Genomic DNA, 25,715 nt, shown 5'->3' on the forward strand with positions numbered 1-25,715 from the left:
GTTTCTCTCACCTATTTTTTTTATTTTTTTCGAGACTGTGGCATATAACGTTGCCCGATATATCCCACGATCCAGAACAACAACATGCCCAGGAGGGATAACAACAGAACGGATGCAAATAGCGCAGGTGCCTGAAAATTGCCGGAAGCCCGCCGCCCGAAATAGCCGAGCCCTTCACTCGCTCCCAGCCATTCGCCGATCGTTGCGCCAGACACGCTGTACGTCGCCGCTACCTTCAGCCCGCTGAAAAAAGCCGGAAGACTGGAGGGCAGCTGCAGCTTCGTGAAAATTTGCCAGGGAGTAGCCCCCATCGTCTGCAGCAAACGGATCATTTCCCGGTCGGTCCCGCGCAAACCATCGTAGGTGGTGACGACGATCGGAAAGAAGGTAAACAGCACCGTGACGGCGATTTTCCCCGAGATGTCATAACCAAACCAGAGGATAAACACGGGCGAGAGAGCGATGATCGGAATGGTCTGCGAGATCACGATATACGGATAGACAATTCGTTCGACCAAACGGCTTCGGTTCATGACAAACGCGAGCAGGCTTCCAAATACAATCGAAATGCTAAGGCCGATGAGCACTTCCTTCAGCGTCGCCCACAGATGCTGTCCGAAGAGCGGCTCGCGCAGTTCCCACAAAGCGTACAGGACCGAGCTTGGCGGCGGAAGAATGAAAGGTGGAATCGCCAGCAGGCGGCACACTGCTTCCCAGACCCCTAGAAACAGGATCAGCGAAGCCGCAAACCATAAGCCGCGCTTGCCTTTATCCATATGCGACGCCCCCCTGTGCCTTCGCTCCTGCTGCTTGCCGCAACAATCCCCAAATCTCTTCTCGCAAGTCCAGAAAAGCCGGGAGATTGCGGCTTGCTGTGCTGCGAGGATACGCGATTGGAACTTCGCGCTCCACAGGCGCCGTAATTGGCGCTCCCGATAGAAGAATGACGCGATTTGCCAGCAGTATGGCTTCATCCATATCGTGTGTAATCAAAATCATCGTGCTGCCAGTCTGCCGCCACATCTGCAGCAGCCACTCCTGCAGCTCCAAACGGGTGATGCCGTCCAATGCGCTGAACGGCTCGTCCAGCAGCATCAGATCCGACCCGAACAGCAGCGCCCTAAGGAACGAGACGCGCTGTCTCATCCCTCCCGACAATTCATGGGGATAGGCATCCGCCCACTCAGACAGGCCGTATCGCGGCAGCTCTTCCCGCACCCGCCGCTGCGCCTCTTTTTTGGAACAGCCTTGAATTTCCAGCGGCAGAGCAGCATTTTCTACTACGGTGCGCCATGGCATTAGTGCATCACTTTGCGGCATGTAGCCGATTTTGCCCAATCGCTCCTTCGTCGCGACTCCGTCGATGCGAATCTCTCCTGCCTGCGGCTGCAAAAGTCCTGCTGCCAGTTGAAACAGAGTGCTTTTGCCGATGCCACTCGGTCCGATCAAGCTGACAAAGTCGCCTTTTTTCACTTCCAGGTCAAAGGACGACAGGAGCTTTCTCTCCCCGTAGGAAAAATCGACCTGCGAGAAAGCGAGCTTTTCGTTCACGGCCACATTTCCTGCCTGTACGCCATATCCCAGAAAAGGACTTCCATCTTTGACGTGATGAGGAAATGCTCTTCCAGTCTCGCCAGCTCCTGCTCGTTCTTCCCGTCTGCCAACTGGTCGATCAGCTCGATCAGCCAGATCGCCAGAGAGCCAAACTCATCGGAGCTGTACATGCGCACCCAATCTCCGTACAGCGGGTGGTCGATTGCCCCGTCTACCTTCGCAAGACGCTTCCCGATCTCCCAGTAGCTCCAGGTGCAAGGCAATAGCGCGCTAACCAGGTCTGCCAACGATCCTTCATGGGCAACCTTCAGCATATAGCTGGTATACGCCAGCATGACGAAGGAGGGCTGCGTGGCTTCCAATTCCTCGCGTGTAATGCCAAAACGTTCTGCATATTGGCGATGCAACGACATTTCATCGTTCAATGTCGCTTCTTGCAGCTGGGCAAACCGCGCACTGGTCGTCAGGTCATATGCCTTTGTGCTCCCAAGCGCAAACATTTTGGCGTATTCGATCAAATAGACATAGTCCTGCTTCATGTAAAATTTGAATGATTCCACCGGAAGACTTCCATCACCGAGCCCGGTAACAAACGGATGTTTGTATTTGCTCTCCCAGATCGGTGCCACGCTTTGCAAAAGTCTTTGGCTAAAAGGTTTCACGATGCGCTCACTCCTCTATTTTCTCCTGGTTGCACCAGGTCGCGATAAACACAGCCATGATTTGGGCAAACTGGACAAGCTGTACCGGATCGATCGACTCGTCAACGGAATGTGCTTGGGACAATTCGCCCGGGCCAAACAAGGCAGCTGGGATGCCTGCGTGAGCAAACCAGCCTGCATCCGTAACGGATGGGGACATATCCACAGCGGGAGCATGTCCGAGCTGTTGCTCGTAGGCTGCCTGCAGCACGGCGAGGGCAGGATGTTCCAAATCCAGCTCCAGCGAAGGGAAAATTTCACCACGCTCCTCAATCATGGAACGCCCTCCCCAGCGAAACGACGGGGGATTCTCACGGAGCCAAACATCAGCAGCAGCCGCCCGATTGACATGGTCCTCGATCTCCTTGACGACCTCTTCATACGATTCATTCGGGTAGAAGTGAACCGTGATCCACAAGGAGCAGCGGTCTGCGATAAAGGCAGCATGCCGCCCACCCTCGATTACCGCCGGATTAATGGTAGTGGTGCCGGGAGGAAATCCCGGGTACGACTTCATGACCGCCCAATGCCGTTCCAAATCCTGCAATGCCGCCAGTATCTTCGCCATTTTTTCAATGGCTGATGCTCCGAGGACCCGGCCTCCAGCATGAATCGTCCTTGCGCGCATGCCATCGTGCAGGGTCTCCGGGCTTTCGACCGTGATCCACCCGGTGATCACTCCGCCCTGGCCTTGAATGTGCAGGTCGCTCGAATCCACAACCACCGCATAGTCCGCGGTATAGCCCCTCTCGATGGCAACCAGCGTCCCGGCTTCTCCCGCTTCTTCGCCAATCACGGATTGAAAAATCAGATCGCCCTGCAAGCTTACCCCGTACTCGCGCAGCATTTTGATCGCGAACAGGCTGGCTGCGAGTCCGCCCTTCATATCCGCTACCCCTCTTCCGTACAGGCGGCCATCCTCACCGCGAGTCAAGGAGAATGGCGGATGCGTCCAGGCTGCATCATCCCCGACCTCCGCTACATCGATGTGGCCGTTGACGATCAGACTCTTGGCTTTTTGCGGCGCTGTGCCGGTCAACCGCCCCACGATGTTATCGTCCCCTGGATACACCGTCCAGCGATCCACTTCAAACCCCAGCTTCTGCAATTCTTCCGTCAGCACTTGTTGCGCGGTGTCGCTGTTTCGGGCTGGAGGGCTGACCGTCGGATGGGAGACCAGCGTCTGCAGCAGATCGAACATTTCTTCCTGCCGCTGGGCGATGGCAGCCACCGCTTCACGCAATCGATCCATCGCTATTCAATCATCCCTTCTGTCGGGCTGCTTGCGGAGGCGTAGCGCTTTTTCGGAATGCGGCCCGCCAAGAATCCTTTGCGGCCTGCTTCCACGCCCAGCTTCATCGCTTCTGCCATCAGCACCGGGTCATCGGCCAAAGCTACTGCCGTGTTGAGCAATACACCATCCGCCCCCAGCTCCATCGCTTTTGCGCAATCTGCCGGAGATCCGATGCCCGCGTCCACGATGACCGGGACCTTTGCTTCCTCGATGATAAAACGCAGGTTGTTCTCATTGATGATGCCTTGACCTGAGCCAATTGGAGAGGCACCCGGCATAACGGCGTGGACGCCTACCTCTTGCAGACGTCTTGCCAGGATCGGGTCGTCATTCGTATACGTAAGCACGGTAAAGCCTTCCTCGACCAGGATGCGCGATGCTTCCAGGGTACCGATCGGATCAGGCAGCAAGGTTCGCTCGTCTCCGATGACCTCCACCTTGATCATGTCGCACAATCCGGAAGCTTTCGCCAAACGCGCGATGCGTACAGCTTCCTCTGCGGTGTATGCCCCTGCCGTATTCGGCAAAAGGGTAAAGCGCTTCAGATCGAGCCTTTCCAGAAAATGAGGCTCGTGCGGATTTTCCAGATTCAGGCGACGCACGGCAAAGGTAAGAATTTCCGCTCCGGATACCTCCACTGCCTTTCCTTGTGTATCCAGATCAGCAAACTTCCCGGTTCCCAAAAGCAAGCGGGAACGAAATTCGTATGTTCCAATTTTCAGTACATCCATGTCTGTCATCCTCCCCCTACGAAGTGAACAATCTCAATGCGATCGCCATCTGCAATCGTCTGATTCTCGTACTGCGAACGTTCAATAATCGTACCGTTCTGCTCGACTACCACGATTTTTTCCATTAATTGGTATGAATCGAGCAAATCACGGATCGTCCGCACTTGATCCGTCAGCGGGACCTGTTTTCCGTTTACAATGATCTGCATAACGTCCCCATCTCCTCCTTCTCCCGTACAACCGAAAAAAAGCTTCCCCCGCCGCTGGGACCACCCAGTCATGCGAAAGAAGCTGTATATCCAAAACATCCGGACGAATGAAAAAAACCATCCGCCGCCGGGATGGTTGGATTCGATCCTCTGTGCCATATGAAACAGATACGCTCAAATCAAGCGATCTCTTCCATCTAGCCGAATTGATTTCGTCTACCTCTTCCTCCGCTGGCATGACCCAGGTCAGGTTCAACGGTCAGTAACGCATTCGTTACAATCTCAGCCGACTATGCTCGGCCCCCGTTTGGTAAAGAACTATGCGGTTGTGTACTACGCCTATACCGTACCACGCTATTTGCTGTTTGTAAAGGCTTCCTTGTGGATGTTTTCCAATTCAACGAGACAACGCTGCGCCCACGCTGACATTTTCTTCATCTTGTCCATCTCTCGCTCCAGAGCGATCCGAACCGATTCCTTGTAATCGGGGATGGCAGCATTGTAGCGAATTACGGATTGTCCAGGCACATAAAACTTCTCCAGATGAGACAAGGCCGTACGCTGGTGAAACAGGGGAACATCTACCTCGTAGGAAGTATGCAAATCCCCTTGCGTCGGGTATTTGGTGACAGCCAGAACCTTCACCAGCAGCTTGCCATCGTGATTCTCCAACACCTCTGCCACATATTCACCTGTTTTATAAGGGACGCGGACAATATCACCCGTATTCCAGTTCATATTCTAGTCCTCCTTCTCATGTCTTTCTCCAAAGCCCCCTGCCCTGACAAGCATTGTGCTATTCCATTAGCTCCTCCAATTTTTGGCGGGCCAAGGCAAGCACTTCCTCCGCTGCAAGATTTGCCTGACCGCCACCTTGTGCGATCGCCGGGCTCCCGCCGCCTTTGCCATCGATTGCTGGCAGTACCTCTTTCATCAGTTGATTCATGGCGACAGACACATTCTGACCGCGTGAAAAGACAAGCTGCCGCTTCTCTCCGGTCGTCGCCAACAACGATATGACATCCGTGGCTTGCGCGTTCACCTGTTGGGCAAATTGTTGCAATTGCTGGATCGTCCTGTCGGCAAATCCTTTTTGCAGCAGACGATACCCCCCTACAGGAGTCGCTTCGGCCAGCGCTTGGCGAACCTCTTCTGCCAGCATCAGCCGCTCTTTTTCTTGCAGAGCTTGCTTGAGTGCGTCACGCTCCGCCAGCAAGCGCTCCAGCTCTGTGCCGAGTTCGGCTTCATTGGTTCCCAGCAGTCGGACTGCGTCGCTGATCCTTCGCTGTTTGACCGTATACTCGCGCATGGCGCGCCAGCCGCAGAGAAATTCCAGCCGTACATTGCCGCGATGGCGTTCCCAACCCAGCATCTTGATCAGCCCCACTTCCCCGGTACGGGATGGATGCGTTCCGCCGCAGGGGTTGTAATCAAAATCCGGGATGATCACCAGGCGGATGTCTTGTGTGACGGTCGGCAGCTTGTGAAGCGGCAATGCCTTCCATTCGTCCTCATCGACAAAACGGGCGATGATCGGGTGATTTTCCAAGATGATCTGGTTGGCTCGACGCTCTACTTTTTCCCAAACGTCCGGAGTCAGTTCATCCAATCGAACATCAATCGTGACACGCTCGCTTCCCAGATGGAAGGCTACGGTCTCGGCACCAGCCACCTCGCGGAAGGAGGCAGATAAAATATGCTGCCCGGCGTGTTGCTGCATATGGTCAAATCGGCGCTCCCAATCGATCTGTCCGTTTACTTGTTCCCAAGATTCGGGGAGCTGCCCTTCCAGTCGGTGGCGAATCTCCCCATCGATTTCTTCTACGTCGACGACCCGAATCTCTCCCAGGTAGCCTTGGTCGGCAGGCTGTCCGCCGCCGGTCGGGTAAAAGGCCGTTTGGCTTAGCACAACGTACGGTGTGCCATCCGCTTCGGCTCCTCGTTTCGTGATCGCAGCCGTGAAGGTTTGCTGGTAAACGTCTTGATAATACAGTCTGTCTTTCATCCTTACTCCTTGCCGCTGGAGTCAGCCATCGTCCGAATGTGCTCCAGCCATTTTCTCTACCGGCCCGTACCCGTATAATAGGGGCGGGAGGCGATTTCGTTGAGCAAAAAATATTTTACGCCCGAAGAAGCGAACCAACTGTTGCCATATGTACGAGAAGAAATCTCTTTTTTGCAAGGATTAAAAAGCCAATTTCAGGATGCCTATCGGGAACGCGAGCACTTGAAAAAATCGCAGTCCGCGACAGACGACGACCTGTTCACGTTGGAATGCAAGCTGGAATTCATGGAAATGGAAGCCCAGATGCGCCTTCAGCACATGGCCGCCAGCGGAATCCAGGTGAAGGACATCGACGTGGGGCTGGTGGATTTCCCCGCTCTGCTCAACGGTGAAGAAGTCCTGCTCTGCTGGCGCGAAGGAGAAGAAGCTGTCGAGCACTATCACGGGCTTTATGACGGCTTTATCGGCCGAAAAAAGCTGGACTAGAAGAATTGCCTTTTATACGAGCAGCTCGGCCATTTTCTCGTCTCGTTGCAGACGTTCTTCCGGTGTAGCCAGATCGTATTTTTTCAGCAGGTGAAAAAGCTCATTCAACTGCTCCTGCGTCAAATCCGTCGCGAGCAAAGCCTCAAGCTGATCGGCGCGTTCTCCTGGCAGGTAGGGGGCCTGCTCCGACAGTTTCTTTTGCACATCAGCCACCGTGTGGTTCAATCTGCACTCTCCCATGCATCATACCTCCTGTTACCTGCACTTTTTGTCATCATACCATGAGTGGTCAGGTGAAAAAAAGGCGTACAAGCCCCTGGAGCTGTACGCCTTTTTGCTTATGCTCTCTTTCGGACGCGAAAATTGGACTCGATCAGCAGCCAGTTTTGCGGAAATGGCAAACCCAATTTCCAGTAGCTGACGCCTCTTAATCCCATCTGTTTAACCAGATTAAACTTAGCCTGGATGGAACGGGCGTCCTCAAACCAAACCTGATGACGGCGGCCTTCATCATCTGTGTACTCGAAAAAGGGAGCCTGCGCCCTGGCGTCATACTGGATCGCCACATTTTCCCTCGCGGCGAGTGCGATTGCTCCTTGGGCGCTCAATGCCCTGGCAGTCGTTCCCGGCTCAAAAGGAAGCGTCCAGTCATAGCCGTAAAGGTTTTGCCCCATCATGATTTTCTCCGCTGGCATCTCCGTCTTCGCATACTGCAATACCCGGCGCACCGGACCGATGGGCGAGACAGCCATCGGCGGACCGCCGCTGTACCCCCACTCGTAAGTCATAATGACGACGAAATCGGCAATCTCTCCGATCTGGCGATAATCATGGGCTGCGTACCATTTTCCTTGCTGCTCGGCGCTCGTTTTCGGCGCGACGGCGACAGACATCATCATTCCCGCAGCCTGGGCGCGCTCTTTGGCACGCCGGAGAAACTGGGCGTACGCGTTCCGATCAGTAGCTGGCAACGCCTCCATGTCAAAATGGATGTCTCCGAAGCCAAGCTCCCTAGCGGTTGTGAAGATATTGTCCAGCAACTTTTGCTGCAGGGCTTGATCGTTCAGGACGAGACTGCCCAGTTCTGAACTAAATTGGTCTCCCTCCAGATTGGTCACCACAAACATCATGACGACCTGATTTTCCCTAGTAATGGCAGGAAATTCGTTCAAAGGCGGCCGGGAGAGCGTGCCATCCCGCTGGATCCGAAAACTGAACGGGGCCAGATAGGTCAAATGAGGTGCCGCTCTGCGTACATCTGCCTCCAATGCAGGACTGACGGTCCTCCGCGGTTCGGCATACGCAGCGAAATCCGCTGCCCGGCGGGGGCGGGGCGGAATGTACAAACGCTGACCGATGGACAAAGGACGGTACATCGATATTCCGTTTACCCTCGCCAGTTCTGCGGCACTGATCTGGTATCGCTGACCGATGGTATACAGGGTATCCCCCTGTTGCACCACGTAAAAGCTTCCCACAATCGGAATCACAAGCGCCTGTCCGACGACGAGCTTGTTTGGATCAGGAAGCTCGTTTGCCCTTGCGATCTCCTCGACTGACGTATCAAATTCTCTCGCAATATCCTGCAGGGTCTGTCCTTCTTCGACCACATAAATCTGCATGCTCCTCCTCCTTCGCACAATCTCTCTTATCCTTGTATTCGGGAAGAAGGCAGTAGGTGTATGTCTAGGAGAAGGATTTCAGCAGATCGTATAGATGCGCTACCGAATGAAGCGCATAGTATCGTTCCTGTACCTGACCGGACCTGATGAGCAACAGGGCAGGAACACTGGATATCTTCCATTTTTCTGCCAGAGATGGAGAGGTATTCAGGTTGATCTGATATATCGAGACATCAGGCAGAGCCGCTTCCACGACGCGCAGCATCTGCCCCGTGATCTTGCAGGTGCCGCACATCGGCGTATAGACGAAAAGGACAAAGGATTTCTTCGAAGCGAGCTGTTCATTCAGTTTATCCAAATGCAGTTCTTCCATCTGATTTTTCTCCTATCCGAATCGTACTTCGTCCATTATACGCGATAGCGGCCGCCCTCAGCCTCAAAGGTCAAAACGAAAATCCTCATCTGTCAACGGCTCCACATGGATCGTCCGGACATAGCCGTTGCCTTTTTTGGAGAAAAAGTCATGCTGCTTCGTGTGGGTGCGAATCCCGTTCAACACGATCGGGTTTACTTCCTCCTCCGGAAACGAGGGCTCGAGCCCCAGATTCATCAAAGCCTTGTTGGCATTGTAGCGTACGTAAGCCTGAACCTCTTCTGCCAGACCAATCTCGGAATACAGCTCCGCCGTATAAGCCATTTCGTTTTCATGCAGCTTGTCAAGCAAGGCGTACAGCTCCTCTTTGGCAGACGCTTGTTCCACTACAGTCAGCTTTTGATATTCTTCCTGAGCCAAGACACCCACATACAGCCCGTGGATGCTTTCGTCTCGCACGATCAGGTCGATGATCTCGCCGCTGCTCGTCATCTTGCCCTGACCCGCCAGGAACAACGGATAGAAGAAGCCGCTGTAAAACAGATAGCTCTCCAGAAAGACTGAGGCGACCATTGCCAGATACAAGTCTTTGGGACTGTGGATATTTTGGTAATACTCGGAAATCAGCGATGCTTTTTTCTGCAGACGTGGATTTTTTTCAATCCAGCGGAAAATGTTGTCGATCTCCTCTGTTGTCGCCAAGGTAGTAAAAATACTGCTGTAGGATTTGGCATGGATCTGCTCCATCATGCCCATGAAGCCCAACACCGCTTTTCGCTGCAATCCGTCGACATGCTCCAGGATCTTGGGCATGCCGATTCCACCCTGTACCGTATCGAGCAAAGTAAGCCCGCCGAGTACTCTTTTATACGTCTCCCGTTCTGCTGCACTCAGCTCGAGCCAAGCCATTTTATCGTCCGAGAGCGGGATCTCGTCGTCTGTCCAGAATTGCATGATATTCTGGTTCCAAAAGGTCATCGTAAAATCATCGTCGGGTCTGTTCCAGTTGACTGCTTTCACCTATTCTCTCTCCTCCTTCTTCTCCATCGGCGTCAGATCGCACAACTGATGCATTCCTCGACTGTCAAATGCTTGGTGCGTGTATAGTAGAGCGATTTCAAGCCCTTTTTCGCCGCATAGATGTAGTAGCGGGCCAGTTCTCGCGTTGAAATATTGCTATTGACGTGCAGAATCGTCGAGATGCCCTGGTCGACATGCTCCTGTATCTCAGCGATCAGGTCGATTACCTTGAACGGATCGATATGATACGCAGATTTATAGATAAAATAGTTCTCTGGCGACAGGTACGGCATCGGATAATACGTCGTGGAATTGGCGTACGTCCGCGTCTCGATATGATCGACAATCGGCATGACGCTCGATGTGGCGTTCTGGATGTAGGAGATGCTTTGCGTCGGTGCGATCGCCAATCTGTACGCATGGTACAAGCCGTGCTCCTTTACCTTTTGCTCCAGCTGTGACCAATCCTCCGCGGTCGGCAGGTACATTCCTTCAAACAGCTGCTTCCCTTTCTCTGTACGCGGATGGTACGATTCGCTCCGATACTTGTCAAAGTAAGTTCCCTTCGCATAATCGGATTGCTCGAATCCCAGGAAGGTCGTACCCGTCTCCTTCGCGATCTCCATGCTTTTCTCCAGCGAATAGTAGTTCATCATCATGAAGAAGGTGCGGACAAAATCCTTCGCTTCCTCACTTTCATAAGCAATCTTGTTTTTCGCCAGATAGCCGTTCAGATTCATTGCGCCAAGTCCCACCGAGTGCAGCTCACGGTTGGCCTTTTGCACCCCTGGCGCATTTTCCACCTGTGTCAAGTCGCTTACCGCCGTGATGGCCTCCATCCCCTCGCGCACCGATTCGCGAATTTTTTTGTGCCCCATGACATTGGCGATATTCAAGGAAGCCAGATTGCAGCTAATGTCCCGGCGAATGATGTCTTCCTCGCCGTAGTTTGTGATCGTGGAAGTCTCCTGCAGCTGGAAGATTTCTGTGCAGAGATTGGACATTTTGACGGAACCGATATCCCGCAGGGCATGGTCGCGATTGGCATTGGTTTTGTTCATGATGTAGGGATAGCCTGATTCCAATTGAATCATGGCGATTTTGGTCAGCATCTCGCGTGCGCTCATGACCGTCTGCTTTTTCACGCGTTCATTGGCCAGCAGTTCCTCATACATCTCATCCAAATCCAGATCGTCCAGGTGAACGCCGTATTCCTTATAGACCGAATAGGGCGCGAAAACGGTCAGAGGCCTGTTCTCCTCTGCAAGCTTGTAGAAGATATTCGGAACGATCAGGCCGATTGACAGCGTCTTGATCCGTGATTTTTCGTCGGCGTTGATTTTTTTGCTATCGAGGAATTCATTGATGTCCCATCCGAAAATATTGTAGTACGCGGCACCCGATCCTTTGCGTTGTCCCATCTGGTCGGCATAGGAGAAAGCATCCTCCAGCAGCTTCAAGACCGGCATAATCCCTTTGGCGGCACCCTCGACGCCTTTGATCGGTTCGCCGCGCCCGCGCAGTTTGGACAGGTTGACTGCCACACCCCCGCCGATTTTGGAGAGCTGCATGCAGGTTCCCAGAATGTAGTTGATCGAGTTGAGCGAGTCGTCCATCTCCAGCAAGAAGCAGGAGACCATCTCACCCCGGCGGCTTTTTCCCGCATTTAAAAAGGTCGGTGTAGCGGGCTGCAATCGCTGTTCCATCATCGAGACTGTCAAGCGCTTCGCCAGGTCGGCATCCCCGCGCGCCAGTGACAAGGCCACGATTGCCACACGATCCGGGTAATGCTCCAGGTAGTACTTTTTATCATCTGTTTTCAAGGCGTAATCCTTGTAAAATTTGGAAATCGCCATATACGAAGCGAAGCGGAAAGAGGAGCCGTGCGCGATCGCGAAAACCTCTTCCACCTGCTCGTTCGTATACGAGGCGTACACATCCTCGTAATAATCGTTTTCGATGAGATAGGCCAGCCTTTCCCGGACGCTTCTGAAGTGCAGGGTGTTGGCCACCACCTCTTCCATAAATACCTCGACAGCCTCCAGATCTTTTTCCAGCTGGAAAAAGCCGTCGCTGCCACGCTGCATGAGTTGGTTGTTTAGTTCAATATGCCGCAATGGATGTCACCTCGTTCTGAAAGGATTCGAGATCGCGTGTCGTTCCGGAAAGCTCGAATTTGGCCAGGACCGGGACACGATACCGCTGTGCGATCCAATCAGCGCTTTTGGCAAAGTTTGCCCCCCAATTCCGATTGCCGCTCGCAGCTACGCCGCGAAGGTAGGCATGATTGTCTGCTAGAAACGCTTCAACCTTTTCCGGCACCTGCCCAAATCCCGTCGTATATGTAATCAGCACAAAAGGCTTGTCCACCCGCAGATCAGGCTGGATCTGCACACTCGGCAAGCGGTCATTCAACTTATCTACAAAGCGTTGGACATTGCCTGTTCTTGAATCATAGGCGATCATCATCTTTCCATCTTCCTTTCCAAATCTTTGTGAGGCATGAAAAAAGCGTATCCGACTTGTCGAAAGAGTCGAATACGCATAGTAATCCAATGGACTGCCCCGGTACGGGCGACTGAGCGCTTCAAACACTTCCCTATCTCCCGTAGGTTGATCGTGTTCACGTCTAGGCAGGTCTCCTGGCTCACAGATCATCGTGACGCTTTGCCTTCCCAATCGAAACAATCAGTGGCGTCGTTCAAGCGTCACTCTCTGTATACAGTGGCGGGACCGCGCCGGATTTGCACCGAGCTTCCCTATTAAGTCAGCCGAAATAATCAGCTAGACACCTATACGCATCAATATGTAGTTGGTAGAATTTACTTTACATCAATATATCGTGGTAGTCAAGAAAAAAACCGCCCGCAAGGAACGGACGGTTCTCTATTACTGCAACGAAATCACCTTTGTGATCTGCGGCAAGTGCTCGATCTCCTGGACGACGGAGGAGGTAATTCCTTCATCTGTGACAGAGACGAGCAGGGCATTTTTTCCTTTCTGCTCCCGGGACACGTTCAGCTTGGAAATGTTGATCTGGTGGTTGGCCAGGATTTGCGACACGTCGTAGATCACACCGGGATAGTCGATATGATGCACCAGCAGTCCATGGGCGCCCGGCGGTATCCGGCACGCACAATAATTGATCTCGCTAATATACACCTCTCGAAAATCCTGGGCAAAAGTAAACTTGTTGCCGCCAGCCTTGAACACCGCCAGATGATTCGCATACTCTCCCGAACTGTGCTGGACGGGCACCTTGGCACCCAATCCTTCAAGCAGCAAAGAAGCGATCTCCTCTTTGTTCTCATGCGACAGAATGGAGATGGCACCGGTTGAATAAGCAGGCTCGATCCGTGCGATCAGTTGCGCGAGTTCACGGAGTCCAGAAAGTTGGCTCATGTGCAATCACACTCTCCCTATTCGTTTTTGTCTATTCGGCAAAAATCCATTCTTCTTGCTCGGAGATGATCGAGGACTGATTTTTCGAGCGATAAAAAGCTGTATACGTTTTGCCGTCCTTGGTGTAATCGATTTTAAAAATCGTATTGCCTTTGCCGCTCTTCTCAAAAGGACTTTCATCCAACGGAACCGCCATGATGCCGCCTTGTGCCACGGTTCCCCCTCGTTCCTCAATGGTCTTGTGAATCAGGGCCACCGCTTCATTTCCGCCTATCGCCATGCCGACGTAAGCAAGAACCCCGATCACGATAGACCCGATCAAAAAAGAGAGGATGACCACTTTTGATTTTTTCGCTGCCTCCATGAAAAGCTCCCCCTACACGCTATTTCTATCTATCCAACAAGGTTACCTTGTCGATGGTGCCGCCTCCCAGGCATACCTCCTGGTCGTAGAAGACCACAGCCTGTCCCGGCGTCACTGCTTTTTGCGGTTGGTCAAAGACAACCTCGACGCGGTCGTCGCCCAGCAGGTGCACGGTTACTTGCTGATCAGGCTGGCGGTAACGGAATTTTGCTGTGCAGGTGAAGGATTCCCGTGGTTTGTTGTCGCTCACCCAGTTCACATCCGTCGCGATCAGACTTGTTGAAAACAGCCGCGGATGGTTCGCCCCTTCGCCCACAATCAGGACATTGCGTTCCAGATCCTTGTCGACGACAAACCATGGCTCGCCGGTGGTGCCGTGTCCGCCGCCGATACCCAGCCCCTGGCGCTGCCCCAGCGTATAGTACATCAAGCCGTCATGTTCCCCGATCACGATCCCATCGACTGTCTCGATGGTTCCTTTTTTCGCCGGGAGGTAATTTTGCAGGAATTCACGGAAATTCCGTTCCCCGATAAAGCAGATGCCGGTGCTGTCCTTTTTCTTCGCGGTCGCCAGCCCTGCTTGTTGTGCGATCTCCCGCACTTGCGGCTTGGGCAAATGCCCGATCGGAAACATCGTCTTGGACAATTGCTCCTGGCCCAAAACGTTGAGAAAATAGGTCTGGTCCTTGTTGTTGTCGACGCCGCGCAACAGCTTGTACTCGCCATCGATGTACTTCACCTGGGCGTAATGTCCCGTCGCGATATAATCAGCTCCGAGATCCATCACTTTGGCCAGAAGCTCGCCAAATTTGATCTCGCGGTTGCACATGACATCGGGGTTGGGAGTGCGCCCGCGCTTATATTCATCTAAAAAGTACTGGAATACTTTATCCATGTACTCTTTTTCAAAATTAACCGTGTAATACGGAATATCAATTTGTTCACAGACGCGCCGGACATCCTGAAAGTCATCTTCCGCCGTGCAATGGCCGAATTCATCGGTGTCATCCCAGTTTTTCATAAAGATGCCGATGACGTCATATCCCTGCTGTTTGAGCAGGTAAGCCGTCACGGAGGAGTCGACTCCACCAGACATGCCGACTACAACGCGTGTATCTTCTGGTCGTTTCATGGTCTTTCTCCTCTATTCTGGATTCGTTCCTTTAACAGATTACCATGTTTTGCGGAACAAATCATGTCTTGGAGTATATTTATTAGAAAACGAGTGTATAAAAAGCGCCCGTCGCATGATTGCAACAGGCGCTTCGAATCTGTTTGATTATTGAGAAGCCTCGTCCTGAATCTCGGCCCGAAAACCATCGATGCTTTCTTCACGGCGCTGGTTTTTCTCCTCAATATCCTGCTTTTCCTTCGCAGAGATCTCATCGCCGTGGGCGCGAAGATAGTCCTGTGATTCCCGAATGTTCTGCTCTGTGTCCTGAAGCATGTCCTGCAGTTTTTCCACGTTGTCCGAGCGATCGTCCGGTTTTGGCATGTCGTACACTCCTTCTATTCGCATGTTTTGAGATATACCTCTCCCATTTTGCGCCAAGACAGGTCCCTTTATGTATCGAGCATGCTATAATTGTCGGTGCCGGCACCCCTTACTTTTGATGTAAAGAAGGTTAGAACACAATGGCTTCCCTGGATTTGCTCGAGCGAAAACTGCTGCGCATCATCGCAGATACAGAATCCGTAAAACTGAAAAGACAATGGATCAAGGGCAACAAAAAGTCCGAATCAGAGGAAGAGCAAAGGCTCCGAATCGGCTACCTTTTGCGAAGACTGGATCAATTGCCTCCGTCCAAGCGTCAGGAGGTACTTGACCTGTTAAATTTGTACCACTTTGAATGAAGCTCAGCGGACGGACTGTCCCAATCTCCAGCCATCCTGCACTCGCTCCATTTTTCTCACGTCGATAATCGCGTCCTGATTCAACCCGCCGTAGATATGCGGATACAGGAGTCCGTCTTTCGCCTGTTCATATTTGACAGGGGATGTACACGTTTTTTCGTCGACAACGAGGACCAGCAATTCGTCCGCAAAATCGGGATAGACGCGATTTGCCACCACTTCCAGCAGTTCGTCCCCCTTGGTCGCATGAATAAAGCCTTCCTGTTCGTAATCACGTGGAAAATACTCCGCTTTTCCTTCCCATTGCTGCCAGTAAGCGCTTGGCACCAAGCAATAGATCGTACTCATTTTCGTCCCTCCATTTTCTCCATCAGCTATTTTCGTGACAACCATTTATCAATGTGACGAATTGATTTTCCGTAGACCAATTCCTCCATCCGTCCCTGGTCATAGCGCCACTGAATGAAATTCCGCAACGAATGCAGATCCACCCATGCGTCCTTGGACTGCGGGTTGCGATCCGGCACCTCGCCGGTGATCTCCCCGTCATAGACGAGCTTCGCCAGTTCTGTAGGATGAATCCCGATCTGATAAGCGATCTGATGCAGGGCAATTTTCATAGGAACCCTCCGTTCCTCTTTCCTGTTTCGACTTCCGTTCTTATTTTGCCAGCATTTTTTGATCATGCCAAGTCCTTAGCTCTTCCAGTCCCATTTGCAGCCTTGGGATCATACTGTTTACATAATAAATGTTATGGTGCGTTCGAACCGTAGCTTTTCTTATGCTACACTACATGAAAAGGAGTGTGCCGCCATGAAAGCAGAGAAAGCTTTTTACTATACAGTCGACAAACAAAATGTAGATCAGTATAAAAACATGCTCGACCTGATGAAGATCCCCTACGAAATTGAAGCCCCCATCGCTTTGCTGCAAGAAGGGGCCGATCTGTATCGAATCGTGTTTCCCGATCTGCCTGCACGCCTCTACGGGATGGTGAGCAAGCTGTTTCAAAGAGACGCAATACCCTATGACCAAGCTTGAAGCTATCCCGCAGCGTAAGTCAGCATCTCAAACCTCTACGCCATCTTGCATACTTTTTCTAAACAGGTAAAGGCTATGATTGGAAAGGAGGCGCGAAGATGAACGGAATGGAATGGGCAGAGTTTATTCGTAGAACAGAAAATAAGATGTATCACTTGCATCGCGCAATAGATGGGATATGTAATGAACCGGATTATCAGGAATCCGTAACAGCTCTTACGGAGGTTGTGAGGGATTACCAAACGCTTGTCGAAAAGGCCAAGGATGAACTTCGGGCCATCGACATGCATCCCGAGCACCGCCACGAATAAGCAAATAATGAGGTCACCTGTGAACGTACTTCAGGTGACCTCTACCTTTGTCCAGCTCCTGCCTCCCCTGCAGAAAATGGCATTGCAAATTTTCTGCTTGCCCTTCATAGTAGGAATGGAAGGGAACATTTGGCAATGTAGTAAGCGTCCATTACAGAAAACGGGGGAAGAAGAATGGATTTTCAGCAGCTGCGTCGATATTGTTTAGCGAAGCCCGGAGCTATTGAGGACTTCCCTTTTGGGGATGACACACATGTGATCAAGGTTGGCGGCAAAATGTTTGCCCTGCTGACAGAAAAAGAGCAGATCCCGCACATCAGTTTGAAGGGCGAACCGGAATTTTCCGAATTGCTGCGCGCCCAATACGACGCAGTCAAGCCCGGCTACCATCTGAACAAACGGCATTGGAATACCGCCGAGATGGATGGAAGTCTCCCCGAGGAGGAAGTGAAGGGCTGGATCGATCTATCCTATCAACTGGTTGTGAAAGGACTAAAAAAAGCCGTTCGAGATGAGTTGCTTATGTAATGAATACTCACAACAGGAGATAAATGATCGTCCCTAGCAACACGCGAACGGCAGCAGTCTGGAGGAGATGTTCGTGAAAACAAGTGTCCGAGTTGCAGGTTATCTGCTCTATACGGCGCTCCTGATATTCGGTTTGTGGCTTCTCTTTTCTTATGATGCAGTCCTTCTGGAACATCGGAATACGACCTATCAATACTGGCCCTACTTATGGTACAGCACGCTTTACCCGATCCTGATCGGAGCTTTCCTTGCTCTTCCGTCGTTTATCCGAACATTCCGAAGCTATGGTCGATGGACTTTTGACTGGATTCTGTTCGTCACTGTCGGCATACCCACTCTATTGGGCACTTTTTCTGGTCCCATACTGTTTTCACCCTTCGGACAGTATCTCACTATATTTTCCTTTTTTGTTCTCGTTCAGAATCTGCGTTTCGTCTGCGGAATCGCTTTTGGCTATTTTTTGTTGTACGGCTTTCAAAAAAAGTCGTAGCATTCTGTCTAAACAAATTATTCGTCCTCACGATCATCAGCTTTTTGTGCTGTCATCAGCAAGGAAAGAGGTTTGCCTGTTAGCGGATGGATGGGCTCTTTGCAATGGATCAATCGGAGCCCGGCTTGATGCAGATCGTTGAGCCAGGAGCTCATTGTACGAAAATACCAAGGCATTTCCGCTTGATACCCTTCTCCCATTCCCTGAAAATCCTCTTTTCTCCAAGCATCTTCGTACTGCTCTCTTTCCGTCACCGCGAACGGGTGCAGCGTATGGATGATGAGCACTCCTTGCTTAGAAAGAAGTACGGAAAGAGCCTGCAGCAAAGGCACGATGACTTCCGAAAGAATGGAGAAATTGCAGATGATCACATCGAATTGTTCCCCTACTTGCTTGGGATTGTCACATAAATCCGTATAGTTGACGGTATAGAAAATGCCGCCACCAGACTGTTGAGCCAGTTTGATCAACTCGTTGCTCCCATCGATGCCGACGACCTCCATGCCCTTTTCAGCCAGTGTACGGGCTAACCACCCTTCCCCGCAACCGACATCGAGGACTTTGGCTGGCTGATGCCTCATAATCTCCTGAATCACTGCCTGATCGGTAACCAGCTTTCGGCTCTCAATCTGTTTTTCTCGCACGGATTGTGTCCATGCCTCTGCATTGGTGATCCAACTCTGTTCCAATTGGCGTTCGAGATCCTTCATGCTTTTCCCTCCCCGATATGTATGATGAAAGTATACGTTATTCTTCATGGGAAGGACAGATTTCATAACAATCGCTTTATACGATATAGAGGGGGAAGCGTTCATGTCGCGCAATATCATGAATCGTATCGGGACTGTTTTTATTCCCGTCAGCAATATTGAGAAAGCAAAGGCTTGGTACTGCAAGCTCTTGGATTTGCCAGAGACGGGTGAGATTTTATATGGACATTTGTATTGCCTCCCGATGGAAGGCGATACGGGTTTGGTTTTGGACAGCAAAATTTATGATCCGGAATCGCGGCGAAACACTCCCCTTTTTCATTTCAATTGCGACGATATTGAGCTAGCCTATCAACACTTGCAGGAGAAAGGGGTAGAGCTTCTCACCGGCGTAGAAAACGGTCATTGGTTCAATTTTACAGATCCGGATGGGAATGTACTGATGGTCTGCCGCTGCTGATTCCCCGTCTTTTTGGCATAAGAACAACTGAATGTTCACAAGCTACTCAAAAAGGCGGTGTGCAGGATGCGTTCAAAACGACGGGATCAAGAGCAGGAGCCAACAGTAGCTCCCGGATTATACGGCCATGACCCGCTAGAGGCCAAAGCAAGCGAAACGGAAATCGAAAACGGTGAATACACATCGGTGACGAAACTGTTCCTGGATCGCACACCTGAAGAGTAGACAGGAAGAACCCGCCTCTGTCCCATACTGAGGCGGGTTCTTTGATTCCCGGGAGAATTACGGTATGGCTTGACGCGACCTGATTTCTTCCCTGGCGCGGTCATTCATTCTTGCCGGACTCCATTTTGGTTCCCACACCAGGGAAACTTTTACATCCGTAATCCCGGGCACCCCTTTTGTCGCAGTTTCTACATTCTGAACAATTTGATCAGCCAACGGGCATTGTGGAATTGTCAGGGTCATTTCAATGTTTGCTTGTCCTTTTGCCTCGTCGACCTCAACCTCATAGACCAACCCCAGGTCTACAATATTCACCCCGATCTCAGGGTCGATCACTTCTTCTAAGGCTGCCCATATGTTGTCTTCTATCGCCATCCTTAGCACCTCGCTCAACCCTCAAAAGGAGAGGGAAATGGGAATCATCACTTTTCTACTTTTACCGTCCAGCGATGATATTATCCAACCTTGAGCAACCACCAGCCCTCCGTGAATCCCCTGTCAAATAAATAGGGACATAGCAAAGAAAATGGTTAGGGCAACAATGCTAATCGCCGATGCAACTTTCGTATAACGAATTGCCCCCTCAGAGGGCTCCGGCTCTTCCTTGTACATCCACCTTTTCCCCCACAAAAGACTTTCTCTAGGCTCGAAGTAGGTCCATATGAGCACCGCGTATAATGGAATAGAGAGAATAATAATTAGAATTTTTTCAGCCACCATGATCACCCTGCCTCTTTTTTAGTGATAAAAGCTGCCTGGTAGATTTCATATCTATCTGTATTAGTATAACATTCCGTATCGATGAACTTGCCACATGGTTGATCCCCTCTTTTTTGTTGATACCTACTTCCTTCATCCAGAAAACCACCTCCAAGTCTGAATAAAGTTATCCTTTTTCGCCCAAGGTAATACCAATACACTTGCATATACCCCATATAGTTAGGAGATTGCGTTCAATGACTCGATTTTTAATCAAATTAATCATTAATGGTGTTATCCTCGTCGGAAGCTTAATCTGGTTTACTGAAGCAACTTGGGGTTCCGCCATCCTTGCTGCACTTGGGTTAACCGTAATCGCCTACCTACTGGGAGATCAGGTAATCCTTCGAGCAACCAACAATACCATGGCTACGATTGCCGATGCCGTAATCGCAGCTATTTATCTTTGGGCAGTCTCGCGCGTGTTCAATTGGGATTTGAGTTTTGGCGAACTGATTGTGACGGTTGCGATCCTTGGCGTCGCCGAATTTTTCTACCACCGCTATTTAGGATTGAATGATGTTGAAAATGCGAAAAGCTGATAAGTAAATGTACATCTTGCCTCCCCCTCTATGTACCAATCTTTAGAGGGGGCTTTTCTTAGCCCGTCATATGTAGTCCTTACTGCTATTCGGGCCAAGCAGGATACGTGCAGTGGCGAAAAATTCCTTCATAACACCTCGCCCCTAGGCAAACCATATCAACGGGTTAAAAAAACAGTCAGGAGAACCCACATGGATATAAAAACTTTAATGAATTCTGGGAGGATGTTAATGGGAATCTTGAGTGGTAATCCGCAAAATGAGCCTATGCACTATGGTGAAGTCTTTGGAGTATGAAGTTATCTTGCAACAACAAAAGGTCTGCTTGTGGCGTATCAAACGTTTATCAACCATACAGGGGATAAGGACCTAAAAAGCTTTCTTGAGGACCTTACCCAGGGTATGAAACAAGAAATCCAACAGATCGAAAATCTGCTGAAGGCAAATGGGATTGCTCCTCCCCCAACAGCATCTGAACGTCCAGTCGCATCCCTTGAGAGCATCCCTGTGGGCGCACGATTTAACGATCCGGAAATCGCTGCAGGCGTGTCGAAGGAAATTGCAACCGGCTTAGTCGCGTGCAGCCAAATCATTGGACAATCGATCCGGGAAGATATCGGGATGATGTTTGGCCAGATCCACACCACAAAAGCTCAGTTTGGTGCAAGATTGTTACGTATCAATAAAGAAAAAGGCTGGTTGGTACCGCCGCCGCTTCATTTGCGGACACCAGAACCCGTTCACGCTTAAGAGTCGCATCACGGGATAAATGATAGGTTTCCTCGCCCCCTCTAAGTCCGTTTTTCTTAGAGGGGCTTTTATTTTTCACTCATGCTAGCTCGGTTATTTCCTTTATACACTCCGGCACATCATTTTTCGGGCTACCGACCATTGCTGATACGGGATACGCACGCATGCGAGCAGAGTCAAATGGTACGAGGAGCGATTGAAGCAGGGCTGCATCATATCGTTCGCGATCCAGCCAGAACGGTTCATCTTCTTGATTCAGAATGACAGGCATGCGATCGTGAATGTCAGCTACCACGCTATTGGGCTGGGTGGTAATGATGGTACATGTATGCAGCTTCTGACCGTCAGCGCATGTCCAGGTATCATACAGGCCGGCAAAAGCAAAAGGCTCCCCGGATCGCATCATGATTCGCATGGGCCGTCTGCCTTTCGGACCCTGCTGCCACTCATAGAAGCCATCTGCGGGTATCAAGCAGCGTTTACGCTCAAATAGCCGACGGAATGCAGGTTTGTCCGTGAGTGTTTCTGCACGGGCATTGATCATTTTGGATCCGCCCTTTGCATCCGACGCCCAAGATGGGACGAGACCCCATTGAAGCTGGCCGATTCTGCGTTGGCCCCTGTCTTCAATAATTGCCGGGATGTTTTGTCCCGGTGCAATATTATATCGTGCCTGCCATTCAAAAGGGATGACCTCGATCTGAAACCGCAGCATCAATGAATCTGGATTCGTAGCCAATGTAAAACGCCCGCACATTCTGAATCCCTCCTATCCACATCATTGCCAATGTGGGGAAGAGGGAAACACGTCCACGTTTGACTGTAACAAGCGTTGGAGGTCGTTCTCTATTCTAAGAATCTGCGAGAAGCTACGACTGCACCTGTTGGCAGGTTTTCTGAGGTGTACCCGTACTCGGCAAGCACGCGGCGGAAAGACTCCCGCAGGCATATATCCTTGTCCACTTTCTTGGCAGCATGGATCGCTATGGGGCCGCTGTGATGATGGCCCACCGCTTTTGTCAGCTCTTCCCGCCTTTTCACAAGTACTATTTGCGCTTAAATCGAAAATTCGCATAATCAATGAACACGATCTTTCCTTTTCGCTTTAACCGTAAATTACAGCGCTTTGGTTTGCCCTTACGAGTTAATACATCATCAGGCATAATTCCACGCTTCCTAAAATAAGCTATCATTTTCTTCAGTTTTCTCCTATATTTCTTTGAGCGGGGAAATCTCCGCCAATACTTCACCATTTTGATCCAGGAATATTTTCGATGAAATTTTTTGATTCTCCCAAGATGCTTTCTCACCGAACGAGGTGATGAGTAGTATATGGACACTTCCTTTTTGTTGCTTCTCCTACCACGCTTTGACCTGGAAACCTTTAAAACATGGCCGTTTACTATATCATAAACAATTCGATGTTTTCCTGATCCGATTCGTTTTTTAAGCTTATACATGTAAGTGGTGGCACCCCTTATTGAAGAATTCATACTTTTAGATTATTCCAATGGAAATGCCATGTCCCCTGATCGAATGCTTATTTTAGGACACAAAATGTCTTGCTTGAATTGCAGCTCACAGGCCGTTTTTAAGAATCGCAAGCTGAGTAGCCATGTCTCATCTTCCTTCGGACTTTTAGAAATAACAAAAAACCCCTGATTTCTCAAGGGTTTTCGTATGGAGCGGGTGATGGGAATCGAACCCACGCCGCCAGCTTGGGAAGCTGGAGTTCTACCATTGAACTACACCCGCATATGGACGGGTATGACCAGCTTGTCTTGTATGTAAGTATGGTGCCGGTGAAGGGACTTGAACCCCCACGGTTTCCCTCACGATTTTGAGTCGCGCGCGTCTGCCATTCCGCCACACCGGCATAAAAAGTGTAAAGATATTATAGCATCTTCCTAGCAAAAAAAGCAATCTAGAAAAGATGGTGCCGGCGATAGGACTTGAACCCACAACCCCCTGATTACAAGTCAGGTGCTCTACCAATTGAGCTACACCGGCATCATAACGTCGTCCATTTCGCGTGCTTGTGAACTAGGAGCGACGTTTATTAATTTAACATGAACAAAATAGAACGTCAATACATTTTTTACACATTTTCTGTCTTCGCTAAAATTTCTTCAGCCCATTGCCGAAAGAGCTCTAGTGCTTCCTCTATCTCCGGAAACATTCGCTCTTCTTCACACTCGAAGTCTGGAAAAGTGGTGATACGATTCTTGCGGATTCGCACTCCCTCTTCCTCACAGCAAATATCCAGGAAAAATGGAACCGGTTCATCGATTCCGTAACGGTTCTCCAAAAACTCGTACGTTCTCACCCATTCGAGAATCCGTATCTCCGACGGCTTCAAACGAAGGACTTGCTCAAGAGACATGATTGTTTCATTTCCGTAATAATGCATACATCTCAGCCTTTCTATACCAAGCGGCATGACCGTTTATCACACAACAGGCGGGCATACAACCCGCCTGTCTACTTATGTGCATGTTAGAAGGAAGAAAGCAGCTCTCTCAGTTCTGTAACAATGACTGCCTGATAGCAAGTGCCATCTCCGTATTGTTGCAGCATCTGTTCGCGTGCAACCTTGATCTTTTCGTCATAGTCTGGCGCATTTCGATCTGGATTTTGCTGTTTGAAAGCAATCATCACTTCTTGAACATGTTTGGGACGAGGTCCCCATGTTCCGAGCACATGCCCGCCTGTATCTGCGAAAATAACGACTGGGATCGCACGTCCTCCCATCGTCAGGAATTCATCCATGAGATCGAGATGATCTTCCATGATCATGATCTCAGTCGGGATCATAGTTGGCTCCAACGCCTTCAAAACAACCGGGACGTTGCGCACGACATCTCCGCACCACTCAGCGGCCAGGATCAGGCAGCGCAAATCATCACGGTGCTGCAAGGAAGCAAAAAACGACTGATCTTCTTCACTCGACCAAGCAAAAGCCTGTGACCAATTCTCGAAGGCTTCTTTGTTTTTGTTCATTCCCTCTACGAATGCTTGCGGCTTGATTCCAGTACGAAATTTGTGAGCTACATTGACTGCCATCTGCTTCTCCTCCAGTATCTTCTTTCTCTCATCCATTTCCACGTAAAACGACAATACTCCTCTATTCTACTGCACTTCAAGGCGGTTATTCCTTATTTTCAGCCTCTTTGCCTGGCTGATCTTCCTCTTTCGCTAATTCCATCATTTTTTGCAGCAATATATGTTGAGGCATATGCATCAGTCGCTCCAATGGCACATTCAAAGCCTCCGCCAGCTTGATTGCGGTCTCAGGCGATATTTGCAAGGGTCGCATTCGATCACAGCTCCTTTCTCATTCTTTCAGTATAATACATGGTATATGGGCAATCCAGATTGCAAAAAAATAATCCCTTTCGCAATAGAAGGGATTATTCGAAGCACCTATCCGATTATTTAGCAGCGGTCGTTTTGTTAGTGAGGATACATGGTACGCCAAACCCAATCATTCCGGGCTCTGACATCTTTTCCAAATAAGCCAATCCGCGTGAACACTGCTGTTTGCACACCTGACAGGTTTGGGATGTCACGATTTTTAAATTTACCTGATTGGGATGGTTTCGTTTATCCTTTTTGATCTTCTTTCCCTTGGCCACCCGTCATTCCCCCCATAGCCCTGAACTCAATCCAGTCTATGTAGGAGATCGACCCTGTACCTTAGGCAAAGATACAAAAAACAGCAAAGAGGCTCTAATTGGGCATGTTAGTCAGCCAAGAGCTTCTGCAGCTCTTTCTCTAGCGTCTTGGCATCGATCATTCCAATGATCTTTTGGCGCACAATTCCTTCGCGGTCAACGAGATACGTAGTTGGAAAAGCCATGATTTTGTACCGATCAGATACACTTCCCGTCACGTCCATGGGGATGGGAAAGCTCAGCTTATGGGATTGGACAAACTGCATAGCGGCTTCCGGATTATCATTGCTCGTAACATTGACGCCGTACAGATCGACTTTCTTCCCATACATCTCGTATACTTTTTGCAAATCCGGCGCTTCCATTTTACATGGTCCGCACCAGGAGGCCCAGAAGTTGATAATCACGGGCTTCTCGCGCTTTCCTGCTACGTGGTACTGCTGGTTGTTCAGTCCCGTCAGCGTAAAATGAGGGGCCTGGTAGCCCACTTCCGGTTTTTGTTCCTGTGCCATGACTTGTACGCTCTGCTGCCCGACAATGACATAGCCAAGCCCAACAGCCAGCAGCATGGCCAATACCAGTCTCTTCATCTGATCCCCCAGCTTTCTCG

The 25,715-nt window shown here is 50.5% G+C and carries 37 protein-coding genes, 3 tRNA genes, 1 pseudogene and 2 riboswitches; of the genes and pseudogenes, 10 read left to right on the forward strand and 31 right to left on the reverse strand.

The annotated features are described in order from the left end of the window. Positions 1-20 precede the first annotated feature (20 nt). The 8 genes from T458_RS41235 to T458_RS41265 form a co-directional block, all read right to left on the reverse strand. Positions 21-776 carry an ABC transporter permease gene (locus tag T458_RS41235; RefSeq protein WP_023556913.1) on the reverse strand — a complete coding sequence of 252 codons (756 nt, stop codon included), beginning with the start codon at positions 774-776 and terminating at the stop codon, positions 21-23. Continuing rightward, positions 769-1,551 (reverse strand): ABC transporter ATP-binding protein, encoded by a 783-nt coding sequence (locus T458_RS41240; protein ID WP_023556914.1) that lies wholly within the window; start codon positions 1,549-1,551, stop codon positions 769-771. Before T458_RS41240 ends, T458_RS41235 begins: the two co-directional genes overlap by 8 nt. After that, positions 1,548-2,216, reverse strand: a complete 669-nt coding sequence (tenA, locus tag T458_RS41245) for a thiaminase II (RefSeq protein ID WP_023556915.1) — start codon at positions 2,214-2,216, stop codon at positions 1,548-1,550. Before tenA ends, T458_RS41240 begins: the two co-directional genes overlap by 4 nt. Before the next feature lie 7 nt (positions 2,217-2,223). Next, on the reverse strand, positions 2,224-3,507 hold the full coding sequence (locus T458_RS41250; protein ID WP_023556916.1) for an acetylornithine deacetylase: 1,284 nt from the start codon (positions 3,505-3,507) through the stop codon (positions 2,224-2,226). A 2-nt stretch (positions 3,508-3,509) separates the two neighbouring features. Next, the gene (locus tag T458_RS41255) at positions 3,510-4,280 is read right to left on the reverse strand and encodes a thiazole synthase (protein WP_023556917.1); all 771 of its coding nucleotides are present in this window, start codon (positions 4,278-4,280) and stop codon (positions 3,510-3,512) included. Positions 4,281-4,285: 5 nt separating this feature from the next. Continuing rightward, complete coding sequence (gene thiS, locus T458_RS0128845; protein WP_031305785.1) at positions 4,286-4,489, reverse strand: sulfur carrier protein ThiS; 204 nt, start codon at positions 4,487-4,489, stop codon at positions 4,286-4,288. Between the two features lie 206 nt (positions 4,490-4,695). Further along, a riboswitch (TPP riboswitch) is annotated at positions 4,696-4,806 on the reverse strand. 37 nt (positions 4,807-4,843) lie between these two features. Then, complete coding sequence (gene kapB / locus T458_RS41260; RefSeq protein WP_023556919.1) at positions 4,844-5,227, reverse strand: kinase-associated lipoprotein KapB; 384 nt, start codon at positions 5,225-5,227, stop codon at positions 4,844-4,846. Between the two features lie 58 nt (positions 5,228-5,285). Beyond that, positions 5,286-6,494, reverse strand: a complete 1,209-nt coding sequence (locus T458_RS41265) for a serine-tRNA(Ala) deacylase AlaX (protein WP_023556920.1) — start codon at positions 6,492-6,494, stop codon at positions 5,286-5,288. Positions 6,495-6,593: 99 nt separating this feature from the next. On the opposite strand from T458_RS41265, the gene T458_RS41270 reads away from it, so the two are divergent. Beyond that, positions 6,594-6,980: a DUF2203 domain-containing protein gene (locus tag T458_RS41270; RefSeq protein WP_023556921.1), complete on the forward strand. Its 387-nt coding sequence runs from the start codon at positions 6,594-6,596 to the stop codon at positions 6,978-6,980. Positions 6,981-6,992: 12 nt separating this feature from the next. Here T458_RS41270 and T458_RS41275 read toward each other — a convergent pair whose 3' ends face one another. The 10 genes from T458_RS41275 to tlp all read right to left on the reverse strand — a co-directional run bounded on the left by T458_RS41275 (position 6,993) and on the right by tlp (position 15,256). Next, entirely contained in the window at positions 6,993-7,220 is a 228-nt protein-coding gene (locus tag T458_RS41275) for a hypothetical protein (protein ID WP_023556922.1), read from the reverse strand. 98 nt (positions 7,221-7,318) lie between these two features. Next, on the reverse strand, positions 7,319-8,602 hold the full coding sequence (locus T458_RS41280) for a glycoside hydrolase family 18 protein (RefSeq protein ID WP_023556923.1): 1,284 nt from the start codon (positions 8,600-8,602) through the stop codon (positions 7,319-7,321). Positions 8,603-8,666: 64 nt separating this feature from the next. Beyond that, positions 8,667-8,975, reverse strand: coding sequence for a thioredoxin family protein (locus T458_RS41285; RefSeq protein WP_023556924.1), 309 nt, complete (start codon positions 8,973-8,975; stop codon positions 8,667-8,669). Between the two features lie 63 nt (positions 8,976-9,038). Beyond that, positions 9,039-9,995 carry a class 1b ribonucleoside-diphosphate reductase subunit beta gene (gene nrdF, locus T458_RS41290; protein ID WP_023556925.1) on the reverse strand — a complete coding sequence of 319 codons (957 nt, stop codon included), beginning with the start codon at positions 9,993-9,995 and terminating at the stop codon, positions 9,039-9,041. Between the two features lie 32 nt (positions 9,996-10,027). Further along, on the reverse strand, positions 10,028-12,112 hold the full coding sequence (nrdE, locus tag T458_RS41295; RefSeq protein WP_023556926.1) for a class 1b ribonucleoside-diphosphate reductase subunit alpha: 2,085 nt from the start codon (positions 12,110-12,112) through the stop codon (positions 10,028-10,030). Next, positions 12,099-12,464: a class Ib ribonucleoside-diphosphate reductase assembly flavoprotein NrdI gene (gene nrdI / locus T458_RS0128850; protein WP_031305787.1), complete on the reverse strand. Its 366-nt coding sequence runs from the start codon at positions 12,462-12,464 to the stop codon at positions 12,099-12,101. The genes nrdE and nrdI overlap by 14 nt, the downstream gene beginning before the upstream one ends. Before the next feature lie 146 nt (positions 12,465-12,610). Beyond that, positions 12,611-12,806: riboswitch (cobalamin riboswitch) on the reverse strand. 78 nt (positions 12,807-12,884) lie between these two features. Then, entirely contained in the window at positions 12,885-13,397 is a 513-nt protein-coding gene (locus tag T458_RS41300) for an ACT domain-containing protein (protein ID WP_023556928.1), read from the reverse strand. Positions 13,398-13,428: 31 nt separating this feature from the next. Next, positions 13,429-13,761: a hypothetical protein gene (locus T458_RS41305; protein ID WP_023556929.1), complete on the reverse strand. Its 333-nt coding sequence runs from the start codon at positions 13,759-13,761 to the stop codon at positions 13,429-13,431. 25 nt (positions 13,762-13,786) lie between these two features. Further along, positions 13,787-14,893, reverse strand: a complete 1,107-nt coding sequence (gene mnmA, locus T458_RS41310) for a tRNA 2-thiouridine(34) synthase MnmA (RefSeq protein WP_023556930.1) — start codon at positions 14,891-14,893, stop codon at positions 13,787-13,789. A 147-nt stretch (positions 14,894-15,040) separates the two neighbouring features. Further along, on the reverse strand, positions 15,041-15,256 hold the full coding sequence (gene tlp, locus T458_RS41315; protein ID WP_023556931.1) for a small acid-soluble spore protein Tlp: 216 nt from the start codon (positions 15,254-15,256) through the stop codon (positions 15,041-15,043). Between the two features lie 140 nt (positions 15,257-15,396). Between tlp and T458_RS41320 the strand changes: the two genes are divergently transcribed. Next, on the forward strand, positions 15,397-15,615 hold the full coding sequence (locus T458_RS41320; protein ID WP_023556932.1) for a hypothetical protein: 219 nt from the start codon (positions 15,397-15,399) through the stop codon (positions 15,613-15,615). 3 nt (positions 15,616-15,618) lie between these two features. Here the strand turns inward: T458_RS41320 and T458_RS41325 are convergent, their stop codons facing one another. After that, the gene (locus T458_RS41325) at positions 15,619-15,963 is read right to left on the reverse strand and encodes a DUF952 domain-containing protein (RefSeq protein WP_031305788.1); all 345 of its coding nucleotides are present in this window, start codon (positions 15,961-15,963) and stop codon (positions 15,619-15,621) included. Positions 15,964-15,989: 26 nt separating this feature from the next. Beyond that, entirely contained in the window at positions 15,990-16,235 is a 246-nt protein-coding gene (locus T458_RS41330) for a hypothetical protein (protein ID WP_023556934.1), read from the reverse strand. A gap of 193 nt (positions 16,236-16,428) precedes the next feature. Here T458_RS41330 and T458_RS41335 point away from each other — a divergent pair, with 193 nt between their 5' ends. The 4 genes from T458_RS41335 to T458_RS41350 all read left to right on the forward strand — a co-directional run bounded on the left by T458_RS41335 (position 16,429) and on the right by T458_RS41350 (position 17,985). After that, positions 16,429-16,656: a hypothetical protein gene (locus T458_RS41335; protein ID WP_023556935.1), complete on the forward strand. Its 228-nt coding sequence runs from the start codon at positions 16,429-16,431 to the stop codon at positions 16,654-16,656. Between the two features lie 98 nt (positions 16,657-16,754). Then, positions 16,755-16,967 (forward strand): hypothetical protein, encoded by a 213-nt coding sequence (locus T458_RS41340; RefSeq protein WP_023556936.1) that lies wholly within the window; start codon positions 16,755-16,757, stop codon positions 16,965-16,967. Between the two features lie 174 nt (positions 16,968-17,141). Then, on the forward strand, positions 17,142-17,495 hold the full coding sequence (locus tag T458_RS41345) for an MmcQ/YjbR family DNA-binding protein (protein ID WP_023556937.1): 354 nt from the start codon (positions 17,142-17,144) through the stop codon (positions 17,493-17,495). A 73-nt stretch (positions 17,496-17,568) separates the two neighbouring features. Continuing rightward, complete coding sequence (locus tag T458_RS41350; protein ID WP_023556938.1) at positions 17,569-17,985, forward strand: hypothetical protein; 417 nt, start codon at positions 17,569-17,571, stop codon at positions 17,983-17,985. Positions 17,986-18,002: 17 nt separating this feature from the next. Here T458_RS41350 and T458_RS41355 read toward each other — a convergent pair whose 3' ends face one another. Next, a complete protein-coding gene (locus T458_RS41355) occupies positions 18,003-18,695 on the reverse strand; it encodes a class I SAM-dependent methyltransferase (protein ID WP_023556939.1) in 693 nt (230 codons plus the stop codon). Positions 18,696-18,798: 103 nt separating this feature from the next. Between T458_RS41355 and T458_RS41360 the strand changes: the two genes are divergently transcribed. Next, positions 18,799-19,155 carry a VOC family protein gene (locus T458_RS41360; RefSeq protein WP_023556940.1) on the forward strand — a complete coding sequence of 119 codons (357 nt, stop codon included), beginning with the start codon at positions 18,799-18,801 and terminating at the stop codon, positions 19,153-19,155. Positions 19,156-19,221: 66 nt separating this feature from the next. Next, a complete protein-coding gene (locus T458_RS57200; RefSeq protein WP_023556941.1) occupies positions 19,222-19,380 on the forward strand; it encodes a hypothetical protein in 159 nt (52 codons plus the stop codon). A 57-nt stretch (positions 19,381-19,437) separates the two neighbouring features. Here the strand turns inward: T458_RS57200 and T458_RS41365 are convergent, their stop codons facing one another. Then, positions 19,438-19,755, reverse strand: a complete 318-nt coding sequence (locus T458_RS41365) for a metal-sulfur cluster assembly factor (protein WP_023556942.1) — start codon at positions 19,753-19,755, stop codon at positions 19,438-19,440. 581 nt (positions 19,756-20,336) lie between these two features. Here T458_RS41365 and T458_RS41370 point away from each other — a divergent pair. Further along, positions 20,337-20,681: a DUF2512 family protein gene (locus tag T458_RS41370; protein ID WP_023556944.1), complete on the forward strand. Its 345-nt coding sequence runs from the start codon at positions 20,337-20,339 to the stop codon at positions 20,679-20,681. 231 nt (positions 20,682-20,912) lie between these two features. Next, positions 20,913-21,431, forward strand: a pseudogene (locus tag T458_RS41375) (DUF3231 family protein). 79 nt (positions 21,432-21,510) lie between these two features. On the opposite strand, the gene T458_RS41380 reads toward T458_RS41375, so the two are convergent. The 9 genes from T458_RS41380 to T458_RS41420 all read right to left on the reverse strand — a co-directional run bounded on the left by T458_RS41380 (position 21,511) and on the right by T458_RS41420 (position 25,695). Beyond that, positions 21,511-22,188, reverse strand: coding sequence for an SOS response-associated peptidase (locus T458_RS41380; RefSeq protein ID WP_023556945.1), 678 nt, complete (start codon positions 22,186-22,188; stop codon positions 21,511-21,513). 924 nt (positions 22,189-23,112) lie between these two features. Continuing rightward, positions 23,113-23,186: transfer RNA gene (locus T458_RS41390), tRNA-Gly, on the reverse strand. Between the two features lie 39 nt (positions 23,187-23,225). After that, a tRNA-Leu gene (locus T458_RS41395) sits at positions 23,226-23,307 on the reverse strand. A 58-nt stretch (positions 23,308-23,365) separates the two neighbouring features. Then, positions 23,366-23,441 (reverse strand) — tRNA-Thr (locus tag T458_RS41400). Positions 23,442-23,529: 88 nt separating this feature from the next. After that, positions 23,530-23,841: a hypothetical protein gene (locus T458_RS41405; RefSeq protein ID WP_023556947.1), complete on the reverse strand. Its 312-nt coding sequence runs from the start codon at positions 23,839-23,841 to the stop codon at positions 23,530-23,532. Between the two features lie 86 nt (positions 23,842-23,927). Next, complete coding sequence (locus T458_RS41410) at positions 23,928-24,494, reverse strand: thioredoxin family protein (RefSeq protein ID WP_031305791.1); 567 nt, start codon at positions 24,492-24,494, stop codon at positions 23,928-23,930. 85 nt (positions 24,495-24,579) lie between these two features. Then, entirely contained in the window at positions 24,580-24,747 is a 168-nt protein-coding gene (locus T458_RS56480; RefSeq protein ID WP_023556949.1) for a YycC family protein, read from the reverse strand. 115 nt (positions 24,748-24,862) lie between these two features. Then, the gene (locus T458_RS57605) at positions 24,863-25,066 is read right to left on the reverse strand and encodes a hypothetical protein (protein WP_023556950.1); all 204 of its coding nucleotides are present in this window, start codon (positions 25,064-25,066) and stop codon (positions 24,863-24,865) included. A 107-nt stretch (positions 25,067-25,173) separates the two neighbouring features. Next, positions 25,174-25,695 carry a TlpA family protein disulfide reductase gene (locus tag T458_RS41420; RefSeq protein WP_023556951.1) on the reverse strand — a complete coding sequence of 174 codons (522 nt, stop codon included), beginning with the start codon at positions 25,693-25,695 and terminating at the stop codon, positions 25,174-25,176. Between the last annotated feature and the right edge of the window lie 20 nt (positions 25,696-25,715).

This window comes from Brevibacillus panacihumi W25, assembly GCF_000503775.1.
In the GTDB taxonomy this organism is placed as follows: Bacteria; Bacillota; Bacilli; order Brevibacillales; family Brevibacillaceae; genus Brevibacillus; species Brevibacillus panacihumi_A.

Bases quoted from the DNA above. Each gene is read 5' to 3' on its own strand.
- T458_RS41235 (WP_023556913.1), bottom strand. From the start codon at position 776: ATGGATAAAGGCAAGCGCGGCTTATGGTTTGCGGCTTCGCTGATCCTG.
- T458_RS41250 (WP_023556916.1), bottom strand. From the start codon at position 3,507: ATGGATCGATTGCGTGAAGCGGTGGCTGCCATCGCCCAGCGGCAGGAA.
- T458_RS41255 (WP_023556917.1), bottom strand. From the start codon at position 4,280: ATGGATGTACTGAAAATTGGAACATACGAATTTCGTTCCCGCTTGCTT.
- thiS (WP_031305785.1), bottom strand. From the start codon at position 4,489: ATGCAGATCATTGTAAACGGAAAACAGGTCCCGCTGACGGATCAAGTG.
- kapB (WP_023556919.1), bottom strand. From the start codon at position 5,227: ATGAACTGGAATACGGGTGATATTGTCCGCGTCCCTTATAAAACAGGT.
- T458_RS41265 (WP_023556920.1), bottom strand. From the start codon at position 6,494: ATGAAAGACAGACTGTATTATCAAGACGTTTACCAGCAAACCTTCACG.
- T458_RS41275 (WP_023556922.1), bottom strand. From the start codon at position 7,220: ATGGGAGAGTGCAGATTGAACCACACGGTGGCTGATGTGCAAAAGAAA.
- T458_RS41280 (WP_023556923.1), bottom strand. From the start codon at position 8,602: ATGCAGATTTATGTGGTCGAAGAAGGACAGACCCTGCAGGATATTGCG.
- T458_RS41285 (WP_023556924.1), bottom strand. From the start codon at position 8,975: ATGGAAGAACTGCATTTGGATAAACTGAATGAACAGCTCGCTTCGAAG.
- nrdI (WP_031305787.1), bottom strand. From the start codon at position 12,464: ATGATGATCGCCTATGATTCAAGAACAGGCAATGTCCAACGCTTTGTA.
- T458_RS41300 (WP_023556928.1), bottom strand. From the start codon at position 13,397: ATGAGCCAACTTTCTGGACTCCGTGAACTCGCGCAACTGATCGCACGG.
- T458_RS41305 (WP_023556929.1), bottom strand. From the start codon at position 13,761: ATGGAGGCAGCGAAAAAATCAAAAGTGGTCATCCTCTCTTTTTTGATC.
- mnmA (WP_023556930.1), bottom strand. From the start codon at position 14,893: ATGAAACGACCAGAAGATACACGCGTTGTAGTCGGCATGTCTGGTGGA.
- tlp (WP_023556931.1), bottom strand. From the start codon at position 15,256: ATGCCAAAACCGGACGATCGCTCGGACAACGTGGAAAAACTGCAGGAC.
- T458_RS41320 (WP_023556932.1), top strand. From the start codon at position 15,397: ATGGCTTCCCTGGATTTGCTCGAGCGAAAACTGCTGCGCATCATCGCA.
- T458_RS41325 (WP_031305788.1), bottom strand. From the start codon at position 15,963: ATGAGTACGATCTATTGCTTGGTGCCAAGCGCTTACTGGCAGCAATGG.
- T458_RS41330 (WP_023556934.1), bottom strand. From the start codon at position 16,235: ATGAAAATTGCCCTGCATCAGATCGCTTATCAGATCGGGATTCATCCT.
- T458_RS41335 (WP_023556935.1), top strand. From the start codon at position 16,429: ATGAAAGCAGAGAAAGCTTTTTACTATACAGTCGACAAACAAAATGTA.
- T458_RS41340 (WP_023556936.1), top strand. From the start codon at position 16,755: ATGAACGGAATGGAATGGGCAGAGTTTATTCGTAGAACAGAAAATAAG.
- T458_RS41345 (WP_023556937.1), top strand. From the start codon at position 17,142: ATGGATTTTCAGCAGCTGCGTCGATATTGTTTAGCGAAGCCCGGAGCT.
- T458_RS41355 (WP_023556939.1), bottom strand. From the start codon at position 18,695: ATGAAGGATCTCGAACGCCAATTGGAACAGAGTTGGATCACCAATGCA.
- T458_RS41360 (WP_023556940.1), top strand. From the start codon at position 18,799: ATGTCGCGCAATATCATGAATCGTATCGGGACTGTTTTTATTCCCGTC.
- T458_RS57200 (WP_023556941.1), top strand. From the start codon at position 19,222: ATGCGTTCAAAACGACGGGATCAAGAGCAGGAGCCAACAGTAGCTCCC.
- T458_RS41365 (WP_023556942.1), bottom strand. From the start codon at position 19,755: ATGGCGATAGAAGACAACATATGGGCAGCCTTAGAAGAAGTGATCGAC.
- T458_RS41370 (WP_023556944.1), top strand. From the start codon at position 20,337: ATGACTCGATTTTTAATCAAATTAATCATTAATGGTGTTATCCTCGTC.
- T458_RS41380 (WP_023556945.1), bottom strand. From the start codon at position 22,188: ATGTGCGGGCGTTTTACATTGGCTACGAATCCAGATTCATTGATGCTG.
- T458_RS41405 (WP_023556947.1), bottom strand. From the start codon at position 23,841: ATGCATTATTACGGAAATGAAACAATCATGTCTCTTGAGCAAGTCCTT.
- T458_RS41410 (WP_031305791.1), bottom strand. From the start codon at position 24,494: ATGGCAGTCAATGTAGCTCACAAATTTCGTACTGGAATCAAGCCGCAA.
- T458_RS56480 (WP_023556949.1), bottom strand. From the start codon at position 24,747: ATGCGACCCTTGCAAATATCGCCTGAGACCGCAATCAAGCTGGCGGAG.
- T458_RS41420 (WP_023556951.1), bottom strand. From the start codon at position 25,695: ATGAAGAGACTGGTATTGGCCATGCTGCTGGCTGTTGGGCTTGGCTAT.